Origin of the sequence: Agreia sp. Leaf335 (assembly GCF_001423605.1) — a bacterium.
Taxonomy (GTDB): Bacteria; Actinomycetota; Actinomycetes; order Actinomycetales; family Microbacteriaceae; genus Agreia.
This window is the reverse complement of sequence record NZ_LMOQ01000004.1, coordinates 372,955-387,751: the sequence shown is the minus strand read 5'-3', so window position 1 is coordinate 387,751 and position 14,797 is coordinate 372,955. Positions and strand designations below refer to the sequence as shown.

General features: G+C 67.5%; 16 protein-coding genes. 6 read left to right on the top strand and 10 right to left on the bottom strand.

Annotated features, from left to right (window positions below; translation table 11 throughout):
• The 4 genes from nadB to ASF79_RS16360 are packed head-to-tail and all read left to right on the top strand — an operon-like array spanning window position 1 to window position 4,418.
• On the top strand, window positions 1-1,698 hold the full coding sequence (gene nadB / locus ASF79_RS16375; RefSeq protein ID WP_055857063.1) for an L-aspartate oxidase: 1,698 nt from the start codon (window positions 1-3) through the stop codon (window positions 1,696-1,698).
• 4 nt (window positions 1,699-1,702) lie between these two features.
• Window positions 1,703-2,557, top strand: coding sequence for a carboxylating nicotinate-nucleotide diphosphorylase (gene nadC / locus ASF79_RS16370; protein ID WP_055857320.1), 855 nt, complete (start codon window positions 1,703-1,705; stop codon window positions 2,555-2,557).
• Window positions 2,554-3,693 carry a cysteine desulfurase family protein gene (locus ASF79_RS16365; RefSeq protein WP_055857060.1) on the top strand — a complete coding sequence of 380 codons (1,140 nt, stop codon included), beginning with the start codon at window positions 2,554-2,556 and terminating at the stop codon, window positions 3,691-3,693. Before nadC ends, ASF79_RS16365 begins: the two co-directional genes overlap by 4 nt.
• 29 nt (window positions 3,694-3,722) lie before the next feature.
• On the top strand, window positions 3,723-4,418 hold the full coding sequence (locus ASF79_RS16360; protein ID WP_055857056.1) for an alpha/beta fold hydrolase: 696 nt from the start codon (window positions 3,723-3,725) through the stop codon (window positions 4,416-4,418).
• A 98-nt stretch (window positions 4,419-4,516) separates the two neighbouring features.
• Here the strand turns inward: ASF79_RS16360 and ASF79_RS16355 are convergent, their stop codons facing one another.
• A complete protein-coding gene (locus tag ASF79_RS16355; protein ID WP_055857317.1) occupies window positions 4,517-5,788 on the bottom strand; it encodes an ATP-dependent DNA helicase in 1,272 nt (423 codons plus the stop codon).
• Between the two features lie 103 nt (window positions 5,789-5,891).
• Between ASF79_RS16355 and ASF79_RS16350 the strand changes: the two genes are divergently transcribed.
• Window positions 5,892-6,956, top strand: coding sequence for a hypothetical protein (locus tag ASF79_RS16350; RefSeq protein ID WP_055857054.1), 1,065 nt, complete (start codon window positions 5,892-5,894; stop codon window positions 6,954-6,956).
• 27 nt (window positions 6,957-6,983) lie between these two features.
• On the opposite strand, the gene ASF79_RS16345 is transcribed toward ASF79_RS16350, so the two are convergent.
• The gene (locus ASF79_RS16345) at window positions 6,984-8,942 is read right to left on the bottom strand and encodes a cytochrome c oxidase assembly protein (RefSeq protein ID WP_442853867.1); all 1,959 of its coding nucleotides are present in this window, start codon (window positions 8,940-8,942) and stop codon (window positions 6,984-6,986) included.
• A 104-nt stretch (window positions 8,943-9,046) separates the two neighbouring features.
• On the opposite strand from ASF79_RS16345, the gene ASF79_RS16340 reads away from it, so the two are divergent.
• Window positions 9,047-9,832: a TetR/AcrR family transcriptional regulator gene (locus ASF79_RS16340; RefSeq protein ID WP_235500802.1), complete on the top strand. Its 786-nt coding sequence runs from the start codon at window positions 9,047-9,049 to the stop codon at window positions 9,830-9,832.
• 265 nt (window positions 9,833-10,097) lie between these two features.
• Here ASF79_RS16340 and ASF79_RS16335 read toward each other — a convergent pair whose 3' ends face one another.
• From ASF79_RS16335 to ASF79_RS16300, 8 genes are all read right to left on the bottom strand, one after another.
• Complete coding sequence (locus ASF79_RS16335; protein WP_044443721.1) at window positions 10,098-10,385, bottom strand: HU family DNA-binding protein; 288 nt, start codon at window positions 10,383-10,385, stop codon at window positions 10,098-10,100.
• 234 nt (window positions 10,386-10,619) lie between these two features.
• Complete coding sequence (gene rpsN / locus ASF79_RS16330) at window positions 10,620-10,925, bottom strand: 30S ribosomal protein S14 (RefSeq protein WP_044443722.1); 306 nt, start codon at window positions 10,923-10,925, stop codon at window positions 10,620-10,622.
• Window positions 10,926-10,928: 3 nt separating this feature from the next.
• Entirely contained in the window at window positions 10,929-11,096 is a 168-nt protein-coding gene (rpmG, locus tag ASF79_RS16325; protein WP_055782315.1) for a 50S ribosomal protein L33, read from the bottom strand.
• Window positions 11,096-11,332, bottom strand: coding sequence for a 50S ribosomal protein L28 (gene rpmB / locus ASF79_RS16320; protein WP_055782318.1), 237 nt, complete (start codon window positions 11,330-11,332; stop codon window positions 11,096-11,098). Before rpmB ends, rpmG begins: the two co-directional genes overlap by 1 nt.
• Before the next feature lie 188 nt (window positions 11,333-11,520).
• Window positions 11,521-11,919: a Fur family transcriptional regulator gene (locus ASF79_RS16315; RefSeq protein ID WP_055783122.1), complete on the bottom strand. Its 399-nt coding sequence runs from the start codon at window positions 11,917-11,919 to the stop codon at window positions 11,521-11,523.
• Between the two features lie 76 nt (window positions 11,920-11,995).
• Window positions 11,996-12,868: a metal ABC transporter permease gene (locus ASF79_RS16310; protein ID WP_082496012.1), complete on the bottom strand. Its 873-nt coding sequence runs from the start codon at window positions 12,866-12,868 to the stop codon at window positions 11,996-11,998.
• A gap of 5 nt (window positions 12,869-12,873) precedes the next feature.
• Window positions 12,874-13,719, bottom strand: a complete 846-nt coding sequence (locus ASF79_RS16305) for a metal ABC transporter ATP-binding protein (protein WP_082496013.1) — start codon at window positions 13,717-13,719, stop codon at window positions 12,874-12,876.
• 91 nt (window positions 13,720-13,810) lie between these two features.
• Window positions 13,811-14,740, bottom strand: a complete 930-nt coding sequence (locus ASF79_RS16300; protein WP_235500801.1) for a metal ABC transporter solute-binding protein, Zn/Mn family — start codon at window positions 14,738-14,740, stop codon at window positions 13,811-13,813.
• Window positions 14,741-14,797 lie beyond the last annotated feature (57 nt).

Below are 14,797 nucleotides of genomic sequence, written 5' to 3'. Positions count from 1 at the left end.
ATGGCGCGCGTGATCATCGTGGGCAGCGGCATCGCCGGGCTGGCCACCGCGCTGCACGCCACACTGCAGCACGGGCACGAGGTGACGCTCGTGACCAAAGGCGAGCTCGCCGACAGCAACACCCGCTACGCGCAGGGCGGCATCGCGGCGGCCACCGCACTCGACGACAGCGCCACTCTGCACGCCGACGACACGATCCGGGCGGGGGCGGGGCTGACCGACGAGGGCGCCGCGCGCGTGCTGGCCGACGAGGGGGCGGCGGCCATCCAGAGCCTGATCGAATGGGGCGTGATGTTCGATCGCCGGCCGGGCAGTTCGGAGCCCGACCGCGCGCTCGAGGCGGCGCACTCACGGGCGCGAGTGCTGCACGCCGGCGGCGATGCGACGGGGGCCGCCATCGAGGCGGCACTGGTCGCGGCGGTGCGCACCACCGCCGTCGCTGTGCACGAGCACACCATGCTGACCGACCTCGTGCTCGTCGACGCGTCGGGCATGCGCGCCGGTTCGGCGCATCCGCTGCCGGTCGACCAGGCGCCGATGCGCCCAGCAGGCGCGGATGCCGGCGGGCGCGTCGTCGGAATCGAGGTGCTGCGGGCCGACGGCGGGCGCGAGGTGCTGTCGGCCGATGCCGTGGTGCTCGCCACCGGGGGCGCCGGGCAGCTCTACTCGCACACGACGAATCCTGCGATCGCCACCGGCGACGGGCTGGCCGCAGCGCTGCGGGCAGGTGTGGCCACGGCCGATCTGGAGTTCTACCAATTCCACCCGACCACGCTCGCCGCCCCCGGAAACTTCTTGGTCTCCGAGGCAGTGCGCGGCGAGGGCGCGGTTCTTCTCAATGAGCGCGGCGAGCGTTTTATGCTCGGCGTGCACCCCGACGCCGAGCTCGCCCCCCGCGACATCGTCGCTCGAGCCATCGCGGCCGAGATGGCGAAGCAGAACGGCGTGCCCGTGACCCTAGATGCCCGGGGCATCGGTCGAGACACGCTCGCCGTCCGCTTTCCCACGATCATGGCGGCGTGCGCGGCGGCCGGCTTCGACCTCGCCGACGGGCTGGTGCCTGTCGTTCCGGCGGCGCACTACTACATGGGAGGGATCGCGACCGATCTCGATGGCCGCACCTCTCATGCGGGGCTCTTCGCGGTGGGCGAGGCGGCGTGCACCGGAGTGCACGGCGCCAACCGGCTGGCCTCGAACAGCCTGCTCGAGGGCGTCGTCTTCGCCCGGCGGGTGGCGGCCTCGCTAGGGGATCTGCGTGGGTCGAGTAGCCGCGCGACGAAGGAGCCGGTGTATCGAGACCACCCGCGAATCGGTCTCGATACGGCCGCGGGCGGCCTACTCGACCAGCGCGAAGACGTGCAGGCGCTCATGTGGAGCTATGCCGGGCTGACGCGTTCCGGCGTCGGGCTCGCCACGGCCGCAGCCCGCCTGCGGGTCTGGGCCGAGGCATCCGCCGCCCGCACCGGTGACCGCGAGCGCATCGAGACCGCGAACCTCGTCACCGTGGCGCAGGCCCTCGTCGCCGCGGCCCTGCTCAGGCGCGAATCGCGCGGCGCCCACGCCCGCAGCGACTTCACCCAGACAGATGCGGTCGCCCGTCGGCAGTCGCCTCCCGAGATCGCCCAGAGCGCCACCGTGCCCGCATCCGATCACGTTTCGGGCGACACCGCCCTCACGCTCCAGACCCAAGGACACTGACATGCTGCTCACACCCCAGGCGATCGACCGCGTCGTCATCGCCGCTCTCGCCGAGGACGCCCCGTGGGGCGACGCGACCTCCGACGCTTTTCTTCCCGACGGCGCGACGGCCTCCGCCGCGCTGGTGGCCCGCGAAGCCGGCGTGCTCTCGGGCGGCGAGGTCTTCTCGAGAACGATGCTCGCGGCTGATGAGTCGATCACGACCGCGGTACTGCTCGACGACGGCGAACACTTCGAACCCGGCGCGGTGATCGCCACGGTGTCGGGACCGGCCCGCGGGGTGCTGCTCGGAGAGCGCGTCGCCCTGAACCTCGTGCAGCGCATGAGTGGAATCGCCACCGTGACCGCGCGCTACGTCGATGCGGTCTCTGGAACGCGGGCGCGCATCGTCGACACGCGCAAGACGACTCCGGGGCTGCGTGCCCTCGAGCGCCACGCGGTGCGCAGCGGCGGTGGCGGCAACCACCGCTTCTCACTGAGCGACGCTGTGCTCGCGAAAGACAATCACTTGGCCGTGCTCACGGCATCCGGCGTCTCGCTCACCGACGCGATCATTCGCGCCCGAGCCCGCATCTCGCACACGACCCACCTCGAGGTCGAGGTCGACCGACTCGACCAGATCGAGCCCGTGCTCGCCGGCGGGGTCGACACGATCATGCTCGACAACTTCTCTCTCGACGAGCTGCGCGAGGGCATCGCACTCGTGGCCGGGCGGGCACTTGTGGAGGCCAGCGGAGGAGTGAGCCTCGACACGGTGCGCGCCATCGCCGAGACGGGAGTCGACATCATCTCGGTCGGCGCGCTCACCCACAGCGCACGCGCTCTCGACCTGGGACTCGACCTCACCGTCGAGGCATGATCTACCTCGACCACGCGGCGACTTCGCCGGTTCGCCCCGAGGTGCTGCAGGCGATGTGGCCGCACCTCACGGGTGAGTTCGGCAATCCGTCGAGCCACCACGCTCTCGGCGACGCGGCCTCGCGCGCCCTGGCCGACGCCCGCACGCGCCTCGCTGGCTGGTTCGGCGCGCGGCCGAGCGAGGTCACCTTCACCTCGGGTGGCACCGAGGCCATCAACCTCGCCATCAAGGGCATCGCCCTGGGGCAGCCTCGAGGGCGGCACATCGTGACCACGCCGATCGAGCACGAGGCCACGCTCGAATCGATCGACTTTCTGCATCGGGTGCACGGCTTCGACGTCTCGCTCGTCGCAGTGGATGCCGATGGCCGGGTCGATCTCGATTCCCTCGCCGGGCTGCTGCGCGACGACACCACGCTCGTGAGCGTGATGGCGGCCAACAACGAGATCGGCACGCTGCAAGAGACGGCCGCGATCGGCGCGCTGGCCCACGCGGCCGGCACCGTGATGCACGTCGACGCCGTGCAGGCCGCGGGCTGGCTCGATGTGAGTCTGGATGCGCTCGGTGCCGACGCCGTGTCGATCTCGGGTCACAAGCTGGGTGCGCCGAAGGGCGTGGGCGCACTGGCGGCGCGCTCTCGGCTCGCGCTCGAGCCGCTGCTGCATGGCGGCGGTCAGGAGCACGGCCGGCGGTCGGGTACCGAGAACGTGGCAGCTGCGGTGGGGCTCGCCCTCGCGGCAGAGCTGTCTGAGGCCGGCCGAGCGGAAGCGTCCGTGCGGGTCACCATGCTGCGCGACGACCTCATCGCGCGCATCGAGGCGGCACTCCCCTCGGCCCGGCTGACCGGCTCGCGCGAGCACAGGCTGCCGTCGATCGCGTCGTTCCTCTTTGCGGGAACGAGCGGTGAGGGCGTTCTACTGGGGCTCGAGGAGCGCGGCGTGGTGTCGTCGAGCGGATCGGCCTGCGCGGCCGGCAGCGACGAGCCGTCGCCGGTGCTGCTCGCGCTGGGCGTCCATCCGCTGGATGCGCAGACCGCCGTTCGGTTCAGCCTCTCGCCGGCGACCACAGCCGCCGACGTGGAGGCTGCGGCCGCTGCGACGACCGAGGCCGTAAAGGCGTTGACCCACCTACGCTGAGGCGGGCCGTTCCGGCGTATCGTGACCCCATGCAGATCGTTCTCGTTCCTGGATTCTGGCTCGGCGCGTGGTCGTGGGCTCCCGTGACCGCGGCCATCGAAGCGGCCGGTCACACCCCCCGCCCGCTGACGCTTCCCGGCATGGACTCGACGGAGTCAGACCGCACCGGCATCACGCTCGACGACCACATCCGATTCGTCGAGGAGTCCATCGCCGACCTCGAGGGCGACATCGTGCTGGTGGGTCACAGCGGTGGCGGATCGGTGATCCATGCTGTGGTCGATCGGCACCCCGACCGCATCCGGCACGCGGTCTACGTCGACAGTGTGCCGACGCCCGACGGCATGGAGGTGAACGCGAACATCCCCGAGGTAGACGGCGAACTCCCCCTGCCCGCGTGGGACTTCTTCGACGACCTCGAGCTCACGGGGCTCGACGAGGCCGACCTCGCGAACTTCCGCGCCCGCGCCGTTGCCACGCCGACACAAGTCGCCCGCGATCCTCAGGTCGTGACGAACGAAGCGCGCTTCGAGGTTCCCGTCACCGTGATCACGTGCACGTTCAGTGCCGAGGAGATGCGCCGCGGCATGGGTGCCGGTGTGCCCTACTTCGCGGAGTTGCCGCGCATCCACGAGGTCGGAATCGTGGAGTTGCCGACCGGACACTGGCCGCAGTTCTCGCGCCCGCGCGACCTGGCCAATGTGATCGTCGCCGCCATCCGCTGACTCGCCGCACGCATCCGCGCCGATTCGGCGCATCCGCGCCCGGTCGAACAGGGGCGTATGCGCCCAACCGGCGCGGATACCGCAGTGGAGGGGTCGCGCTATTGCCCGCGCGACATGAAGCGCTTGACGGCAGGGTCGACCGAGATGTCGGCGGGGCGCAGCGGCCTCGTGAGGTACAGCCCGTCGAGGCTCGTGAGTCGCGACAGGGCGACGTAGGTCTGGCCCGCGCTGAACACCCGCTGCCCCAGATCGACGATGGCCTGGTCGTAGGTCTTGCCCTGGCTCTTGTGAATGGTGACGGCCCAGGCGAGGCGCAGGGGAAACTGCGTGAACTCCCCGATGACGTTCTTGGTGAGCTTCTTGTCGTCGGCCGAGTACGAGTAGCGATGCTTCTCCCAGCTCACCGGGTCGACCTCGTGCACCTCGCCATCGATCTCGACCCAGATGGAGCCCGCCTTGCTGATCTTCGAGACCACGCCGACCGACCCGTTGACCCAGCGCTGCTCGGAGTCGTTGCGCAGGAACATGACCTGAGCGCCGACCTTCAGCTCGAGAGCCTCCTCTGCCGGATAGTTGCGGCCCCCGAAGTCGCCCGAGACCTCGGCATTCGCCGTGCGGACTTTGCCGGGCAGCCGCTTGAGCGCCTCGGCATTGATGCGGTTCACGGCGTCGTTGCGCGTGGCCAGGGTGATCGTGCCGTCGCTGGGAGGAGTTCGGGCGCCCGCACCGTTGAGCGCATCCGCTATCTCTTTCGTCACCTGCCCGTGCCGCACCGCGTTGAGCATGAACTTGAAGTCGTCGTCGTGCTGCCGGTGGATCTCGGTGAGCTCGACGACCGTGAGAGACACCTCGCTCCACACCTTCGCGTCGAAGAACCACATCGACCGGTAGTGGTCGGTGAAGTAGGCGCGCTCGTCGGAATCGCCCGGAACGGGGGCCAGCTGGTACGGATCTCCGAACAGCACGACCTGCACACCGCCGAAGGGAACCGTGGGCTTGTGCCGGGCCTTGCGCAGGGAGCGGTCGATCGCGTCCATCAGATCGGCGTTCACCATCGAGACCTCGTCGATGACCAGCGTGTCGATGGTGTTGAGCATCTTGCGCACGTCGCCGTTCTGCTCGATGTCGGAGTCGGCGATCACCCCGATCGGCAGACGGAACAGCGAGTGGATGGTCTGCCCGCCCACGTTCAGCGCCGCGACACCCGTGGGCGCCGAGATCACGAGCTGCTTCTCTGTGTTCCAGCTGAGGTGGTTGAGAAGCGTGGACTTTCCGGTGCCCGCTCGGCCTGTGACGAAGACATGGCTCTTCGTCGACTCGATCAGATCGAAGACACGCTTCTGCTCGGCTGACAGATCGGGAAGGGACACGCTGAATGACTTTCTCTGCACGGCGACGAGGGGAGGACACCCAATCTACCGGGCGTGTCACCCGGCACGGCGGGCCCACGGCGGCATTGCCTAGACTGACCCCATGGATGTGCATGTGCAGAAGAGGCGCATCTCATCGACGCAGGTCACGTTGGCGTGGTGCGCCTCGTTGCTGCTGCTCGTCGGAGTCTTCGCGACCGGGGTGCTCGCCCTCAACCTCTCGGTCTTCAGCTCGAGTGGATTCGTCACGACGTACCTGCAGACGCTCGGTGCACGCGACGTCGACGGCGCTCTCGCGATGCCCGGGGTCGAGCTTCCCAGCGATCTCACTCCCGATTCCGCGGGCGCTGCGCTGCTGAAGCGAAACACGCTCGGCACCATCAGCAAGATCCGCGTCACCGACGACAGCGATCTCGGCTCGGGCATCCACCGCGTCACGGTGAGCTACACGCTGGATGGCGCCGGTCGGCAATCCGCGCGGACACAGAGCGAGTTCGTGGTCGAGCGCGACGGAACCAACTTCGGCATCTTCACCCAGTGGCGCTTCAAGGAGACCCCCGTGGCGACCCTCTCGCTCGCGGTGACCAATGCGACCAGCGTGAGCGTCGGATCCGGCGAGCTGAAGGCATCCGATCTCGGCGCCGGCGCGGGCGCATTCGGCGCGGGCGGGCGATTCAGCGTTCTCGTCCCCTCGCTCGTGGTTCTCTCGCACGAGTCGCATTACCTCACGAGCGACACGGTCGCCGTGCCCGTCACCTCACCCGGCGACACGGAGAACGCCGTGGTCAAGGCCGTTCCCAACGAGCTGTTCACGCAGGCCGTCTCTGATCGGCTCACCTCTTTTCTCGACGACTGTGCCGCACAGAAGGTGCTGTATCCCGTCGGTTGCCCGTTCTCGAAGGGCATCACCGACCGCATCGAGGGCGAGCCGACCTGGTCGATCGTCACCTATCCGCAGGTCTCCGTGGTGGCCGGTCCGTCGTCGTGGCTCCTGGCCGACAACACCGGGACGGCCCACATCGATGTGCAGGTGAAGTCGCTGTTCGACGGCACCGTGTCGGCCCTGAGCGAGGACGTACCGTTCTCGCTGAACTACGCGATCTCGCTCGACGACGCGGGGCAGATCTCCTTCGCGGCCCGGTCGGCGAACCTGGCACAGCTGAAGTAGCCGCCTGCGCGAGCGACGGACCCTGCCTCAGCGGCGGGTGTTGAGTCGCTCGAGCATGGCGTTGTACTCGCCCAGCTCGGCCTCGTTCGTGCGGTCCGCCGTGCGGTCGCGCCGGGTCGTTTCTTTCTTGTCCTGCTTGCTCCACTGGATGGCGACGGCGATCGCGAGGATGACGGTCGGGATCTCGCCCACACTCCACGCGATTCCACCGCCGGCCTGCTGGTCTTCGATGGCGCTCACGCCCCACGGCCTGCCCATCGCGCCGTACCAGTCGGCGAGCAGCAGACCGTTGCCGGTCATCATGGCGAGGCCGAAGAAGGCGTGGAAGGCCATGACCGCGAGCAGCAGCAGCAGCCGGAACGGATACGGGAAGCGATAGGGCACCGGGTCGACGCCGATCAGAGCCTGCACGAGTAGGTACCCGGTGACGAGGAAGTGCGCGATCATCCACTCGTGCCCGATGTGATCGACCGTCGCCCACCGGAAGAGGGGTGAGTAGTAGAAGAGCCACAGGCTGCCGGCGAAGAGCAGGGCGGCGACGATCGGGTTGGCGAGGAACGAGCCGATCTTCGAGTGCACGGCCAGCAGCACCCACTCGCGCCCGCCGCGCGTTCCGTCTTGTCGCTTGGCGACGGCGCGCATGATGAGCGTCACAGGAGCAGCGGGAACCAGCAGCAGCGGCACCATCATGCTCAAGGTCATGTGACCGAGCATGTGCACGCTGAAGAGGTACTTCTCGTAGACGTTCACTCCACCGTTGGTCACGTAGAACAGAAGCAGCATGCCCGCCACCCACAGCACGCTGCGGTGGATAGGCCACTTGTCTCCGCGCTTGCGCAGGCGGCGCACACCGGCCAGGTAGAACACGATGCCGAAGCCGCAGAGCAGAATCCAGAGCAGGTCGAAGTTCCACTCGGTGAAGTACCGCGACAGTTCGAGCTCGGGAGGTAGCTGCTCGCCCGTGAGGATCTGCGCCGGTGTCTGCACGGCGGGGATCGTCTGGTCTACCGGGGGCGCCGACCGGCCAAGGGCCGCGGCAGCACCGGAGGCGATGCCCATGAACGCCAATTCGACGACGGCGATCTTCCAGAAGAAATAGCGTCGGCCCGACTCGGCGAGACGATCGATGAGCGAGCGTCGGTAGGCGGCACCGAAGATACCGAGCGCGATCAGCGCACCTACCTTGATGAGCACGAGCAGCCCGTAAGGGGTGAGCAGACGATCCAGGCTGCCGATGCGCAGCTCGGCGCTCACATATCCGGATGCCGCGACCACGATGAACGAGACCAGCGCCACCGTCGAATAGCGCGAGATGACCGACAGCATCCGGTCGTTGTCGAGCTGAGGCGAGATGATCACCAGCACGAGGAGACCGCCGAGCCAGACGGCCGCGAAGACGAGGTGCAGCCCGAGGGCGGTGATCGCCGCGTCGTGGCCGGTCGTTCCGGCCGCGTGGCCCTGCTGCGCCATGGGCACGAGCATGACCACCGACAGTACGGCGACGAACACGAGGGCCGTGACGTTGCGCACGGCGAAACACAGAACGGTGACGGTCGCCGCGATCAGCGTCGTGATGAGCCACGCCTGGCCGATCTCGACCTGCGTCAGGAACTGACCGAGCAGCTCGCCGTAGGAGTTGTCGAAGCGCACGGACTTGACCGTGAGCTGCAGAAAAGTGAGGAATCCCGTGGCCGCCGAGGCCACCGTGAGCACGGCCGCCGAGCCCGCGGCCACGTCGAGGGCGCGATTGAATTCGGGTTTGTCGGAGCGCAGGGCGAACACGGCGAGCACCAGGGCGCCCAACACTCCCGCAGCACCGAGGTTCACGATCATCTTGGTGACCGGGATGCCGTAGCGCACGACCGGGCCCGGGTCCTGCAGCAGCTGCGCATCCGCACCGCCGGCGATGCGCAGGCCGACGAGCAGCATCACGAAGCCGACCGCGAGGAGCACGGCGGGACCTACGGTTCGAACTACTCTCGGCACCCGTCAACTTTACGGTGCATTCCTGTGCACCTCTCCCGTTCAGACGGCGCAGACGCGGCGTGGCAAGTGGATGCTGTATTCCACTCGTCCTAGACTCATCGCCCATGAGCTCCGAGACGATGCCGAGCACGGATGCATCCGCAACGAGCAGCCGCACACTCACCGCGAAGGGTGCCGCGACCCGACTCCGCATCATCGAGGCCGCTGCCATGCGTATCCGCGCCCGGGGCGCCACCGGCACCAGCATCGACGATGTGCGCGCCGATGCCCGAGTCAGCGCATCGCAGCTCTACCACTACTTCTCTGACAAGAAGGAGCTCGTGCGCGCGGTCGTCGCCTACGAGGCCGAGGCCACCATCGGCGAACAGCAGCCACAGCTCGACTCGCTCGACAGCATCGAGTCGCTGCGGTCGTGGCGCGATGCCGTCGTCGCTCAGGCTCGCGGTCGCGCCGGACGCGGCTGGTCGCCGCTCGGCTCGCTCGCCAGCGAGCTGATCGACACCGATCCGGATGCCCGTGCCGGGCTCCTCGAGGGCTTCGACCTCTGGCTCGCCCCGGTCGAGAACGGCATCGCGGCCATGCGTGCCTCGGGAGAGCTGCAGAGCGACGCCGACGCTCGAGGGCTCGCGGTCGGTCTTCTCGCTGCCCTGCAGGGTGGACTACTCATCGCTCGCGTCTACGAGCAGACCGCGCCTCTCGAAGCGGCACTCGATGCCGCGATCGCCCGCATCGAGAGCTTCGCGCCGCAGCGGCAGTCGGGCGAATCCTCCCGACAGCCGCTGGCACCCGCGGTCAGGCGCACGCCCGCGTCGCCGGCCCGCGCATCCGGTGCGGTGCCCGCCGACGCACCCCGCACCCCGATGCGACCTCGCCGACCGCTCGCCCGCTGACCACGGCCCCAGCCCGTCGCACGTTCGTCGCCCCCCGCCACTCGGCGCACATCCACCTTCCACGTGAAGTAAGGGTGCTTTCTCGCCGCATGGATGTCTGGTGCCTTATCGAGTCGGCGCAGCTGCACCTTCCCGCGTGATCAACGGTGCTTCTCCGCCGAATCGAAGTGTGCACCTGTGCCGCGGCCAAGGAACGGGCGCCCCTTAAACACCTCAGGGGCGTCCGCGTGAAGCGGACACCCCTGAGGATGAAGAATCGAAAAGACTACTTGGCGGCAGCCTTGAGCTTCGAGCCAGCGGAGATCTTGACCGAGTGACCGGCGGCGATCTGGATGGCCTCACCCGTCTGCGGGTTGCGGCCGGCGCGGGCTGCACGCGAGGTGCGCTCGACAGCGAGCCATCCCGGGATGGTGACCTTGACGTCGTTGCCGACCGACTCCGCGAGCGTCGCGAAGAGGGCGTCGAGAACCTCGTTGACGGCGGACTGCGTCTGGCCGGATGCAGCGGCGACCTGGGCGACGAGCTCGGTCTTGTTGAGTGACTTATCAGCCATGGGGTGTCCTCCTCGGACCTTGTGCTGCGAAAAGCAGCTCTAGAAACGAAACGGTGGAAACCTTGGGTAGGCCACACGTCTGGTCTGTTGACCGTGACGAATGTATCAGAGATCGCCGGGATTTCGCGGATTACCGCGCCTCGGAGGCCTCACAACAGCTGTGAAACGTGAAAAAGGATGCCGACCCGATGGGCCGACATCCTTTTTCAGATGTTCAGTGCGAGAAGCCCTGGACTACCAGGAGCTCTTCGTGATGCCGGGCAGCTCGCCACGGTGAGCCATGTCACGGAAGCGAACACGGCTGATGCCGAACTTCGTGAGCACACCACGGGGGCGGCCGTCGACCGCGTCGCGGCTGCGCACGCGCACCGGTGAAGCGTTCTTGGGCAGCTTCTGCAGGCCGAGGCGGGCGGCCTCGCGCTCGGCGTCGGTCGACGTCGGGCTGACGAGGGCCTTCTTCAGCTCAAGGCGCTTGGTGTTGTAACGAGCGACGATGACTTTACGCTGCTCGTTCTTTGCAATCATGCTTTTCTTGGCCATGTGTTACCTCTCCTCCCGGAAGTCGACGTGCTGGCGGATGACCGGGTCGTACTTCTTCAGCACGAGGCGGTCGGGGTTGTTGCGGCGGTTCTTCTTGGTGACATAGGTGTAACCCGTGCCAGCCGTCGAACGCAGCTTGATGATCGGACGAACGTCCTGTGACTTAGCCATTAGATTTTCTCCCCACGGGCGAGAAGATCTTTGACAACGCTCTCGATGCCGCGTGCGTCGATGACCTTGATGCCCTTGGTGCTGAGCTGCAGGGTCACGTTACGACGAAGCGACGGAACGTAGTACGTCTTCTTCTGGATGTTCGGGTCGAACCGGCGCTTCGTGCGACGGTGCGAGTGCGAGATGTTGTGTCCGAAGCCGGGAATGGCGCCGGTCACCTGGCAGGTTGCTGCCATGATTTCCTCCATAGTTACCGTAGAAAAACGCAGGTTAACGCGCGTTCTACCCAAGATTGCTTGTCGGCACACGTCGCCCCCGAATGAAACAGGTGGGGGGTGGTGTACATGCGAGTGGAGATGCCACTCGACCAGCTACCGAGTTTAGGCGACCGGCCGGATGCGCGCAAGTACGCGCGTGCGCTGGGTCAGCCGGCGGGCGTCGGCACGCAGGAGCTGCAGAAGCCGAAGATGTCGACCACGTGTTCGGGTCGGGAGAATCCGTGCAGCGCAGCCGTCTTGCGCGCCCACGACTCCACCTCGTCGGCCTCGATCTCGACCGTGAGACCGCAGCCGCGGCAAATGAGGTGGTGGTGATGCCCGGTGCTGCACGCGCGGTAGAGGCTCTCGCCGTCGGGCGACTGCAGCGAGTCGGCCTCGCCCTCGCTGGCCAGGTCGGCCAGCGCGCGGTAGACCGTGGCCAGGCCGATGTGGGAGCCGGTGGAGTGCAGGTTGGAGTGCAGGCCCTGAGCGCTCACAAAGCCGATCTGCGTGCCGAGTGCGGCGCGCACAGCCTCGCGCTGCCAGGTATTGCGCTTCACGACCATCATCTACCTCCGAGGCCACGTAGGACCGACATCACCTTAATGTTAACCCGCGTCGCCGAGGTTCGGCCCGGCAGCCTCAGACCAACGCCTGTCGACCCGAGATGCCCCGTCTCGCCCGTGACGCCGCGATGATGCGGCAGACCACGTAGATGGCGAACGAGATCGTGGTGACGTAGGGGCTGATCGGCACCGACCCTCCGAGCGCCAGCATGATTCCGCCCACGAGCGAGAGCACCGCGAAGAGCATGCTGAGAAGAGGAACGACGATGGGCGACGACGACACCCGCAGTGCAGCTGCCGCCGGAGTGACGAGAATCGACAGCACCAGCAGCGATCCCACGACCTGCACCGAGACGGCGACGGCCAGGCCGAGCAGCAGCATGAACACGATCGAGAGCGCCTGAACCGACACGCCCCGCGCGGCGGCCACATCGGCGTCGACGCTCGCGAACGTGAGCGGGCGCCAGATCACGAGCAGGCCGACCACGACCACGATCGAGATGGCGATCAGCGAGTTGAGCCTCGGGTCGTCGACGGCGACGATCTGGCCCGTGAGCAGCCCGAACTTGTTGGCGCTGCGGCCCGGGTAGAGGGCCAGGCAGAGGATGCCGAGACCGAGTCCGAAAGGCATCAGCACGGCGATGATCGAATTGCGATCTCGAGACTTCGCGCCGAGGAAGCCGATGATGAGAGCCGCCACGATCGAACCGATGAGCGATCCCTCGACCACGCCGACGCCGAAGAGCAGCCCGGCGGAGGCGCCCGCGAACGAGAGCTCACTGATGCCGTGCACCGCGAACGCCATGTCGCGTGACATCACGAACACGCCGATGAGGCCGCCCACGATGCCGAGCACGGCGCCCGCGATGATCGAGTTCTGCAGGAGCACGATCAGATCGCCGTAGTCGGAGAAGTTGAAGATCTGCGACCAGAGGTCGCCCCAGTCGATGCCGTTCACGATCGCGCCCCGCCGCTCGGTGCCGCCGAACCGGGGTCGCTCACGACGGGGTCGTCGTCGTGGTGATGATGCCCGTCGTGCCCGTGACTCGCATCCGGAACACCAACCACGATCACGCGTCCGCGCGTGCGGATCACGTCGACGGGTGAGCCGTAGAGCTCGGAGAGGACCTCGCTGCGCAGCACCTCGTCTGGCGTGCCGATACGAAAGGAGCCGCCGGCGAGGTACAGAACCCGGTCGACCATGTCGAGCACCGGATTGATGTCGTGAGTCACGAAGAGCACGCCGAGGTCGCGCTGCCTGCGATGCGTGTCGATGAGTTCGGAGACCGCGCGCTGATGGGCGAGGTCGAGCGAGAGCAGCGGCTCGTCGCACAGCAGCAGGCGCGGATCGCCCGCGAGCGACTGCCCGACGCGCAACCGCTGCTGCTCGCCGCCCGACAGTGTCGAGACGGCCACGTTCGCATATTCGGATGCGCCGACGGAGGCGAGCAGCTCGTCGACCTCGCGGCGTCGCGCCGCCCGGGGCAACGGCAGACCGAAGCGGTGGCCGTCGACGCCGAGCGCGACGAGGTCGCGGCCGCGAAGCGGAGCTCCTTCGTCGGCGAGCTTCTGCTGCGGAATGTAACCGATGCGACGGTTTCCCCGGGTCACGGGTGAACCCTCGAAGGTCATCGTTCCGGCGCTCAGTTGCTGCTGGCCGAGGATGACCTTGAGCAGACTCGACTTGCCCGAGCCGTTGGCCCCGAGCACGGCGATGAACTCGCCCGCACGCACATCGAAGTCGAGGTCGTGCCAGAGCCGACGCTCACCGAATTGAAGCGCCCCGCCCCGCACGCGCAGCACCACGTGCCGTGGCGCGTTGCGGGGCGAGGGGGCGGCTTCTGAAGCGGCTCGCGCCGACTTCGCCCCGAAGATCTTCACTCGGTGAAGACTACTTGCCGCTGAGCGCGCCCTGAAGCGCGTTGAGGTTGGTGGTCATCCAGCTGATGTAGTCGGTGCCCTCGGGAAGGGTCTCGGTGACGGGAACGACCGGCACCTTCGCGTCTTTCGCAGCCGTCAGCACGAGCTCGGTCTGGGCGCCGGAGGTCTGCTCGTTGTAGACGAGAACCTTCACCTCTCCTGAGGAGAACTGGTCGGTGGTCTGCTTGAGCACGTCTGCGGGAACGTCGGTGCCCTCTTCGATCGCCTCGCTGAAGGCGGCCGGCGTCTTGTTGACGAGGCCGGCGGCGCTCAGCATGTAGAGCGGCACGGGCTCGGTGATCGCGGCACCCGCTCCGTCGAACGACGCCTTGATGTCCTTCTCCTGCTGCTCGAGCGCAGCGAGCTGGCCCTCGAACGTCTTGGCGTTCTCTTCGTAGCTCTTGGCGCCATCCGGGTCGATCGCGCTGAGCTGGTCGACGAGTTCGTCGGTGAGCTTCTGCACGGTCGGGAAGTCGTACCAGACGTGCTCGTTGAACTCGCCCTCGGCGGGTTCCTGGTCGTAGCCCGAGATGTCGGCGGCGTTCAGCACCGGCGCGACCTTGTTGTCGGCGGCAGAGAGCATCTTCTCGACGAAGTCGTCGTAACCGCCGCCGTTCTCGATCACGAGCTGGGCTTTCGAGAGCGACAGCTGCGTGCGGGCGTCTGCTTCGTACTCGTGCGGGTCTTTGTCGGGGTCGTCGATGATCGAGGTCACGCTCACCCGGTCGCCGCCGATCTGCTGGGCGATGTCGCCGTAGACGTCGGTCGACGCAACGATACGCACGCCCGAGGAATTCGTGGGGTCGTCGGTCGCGCCGGCACCGGTGGAACCGGATGCGCAGCCGGAGAGGACGAGCGCGGTGGCCGCGGCGAGCGCGCTGATGGAGAGGAGTTTTTTCACGGGAGGGTGAGCCGTTCTAAGTGGGATGCAATGCGGGTCGATTTTGAAAATAGCTTT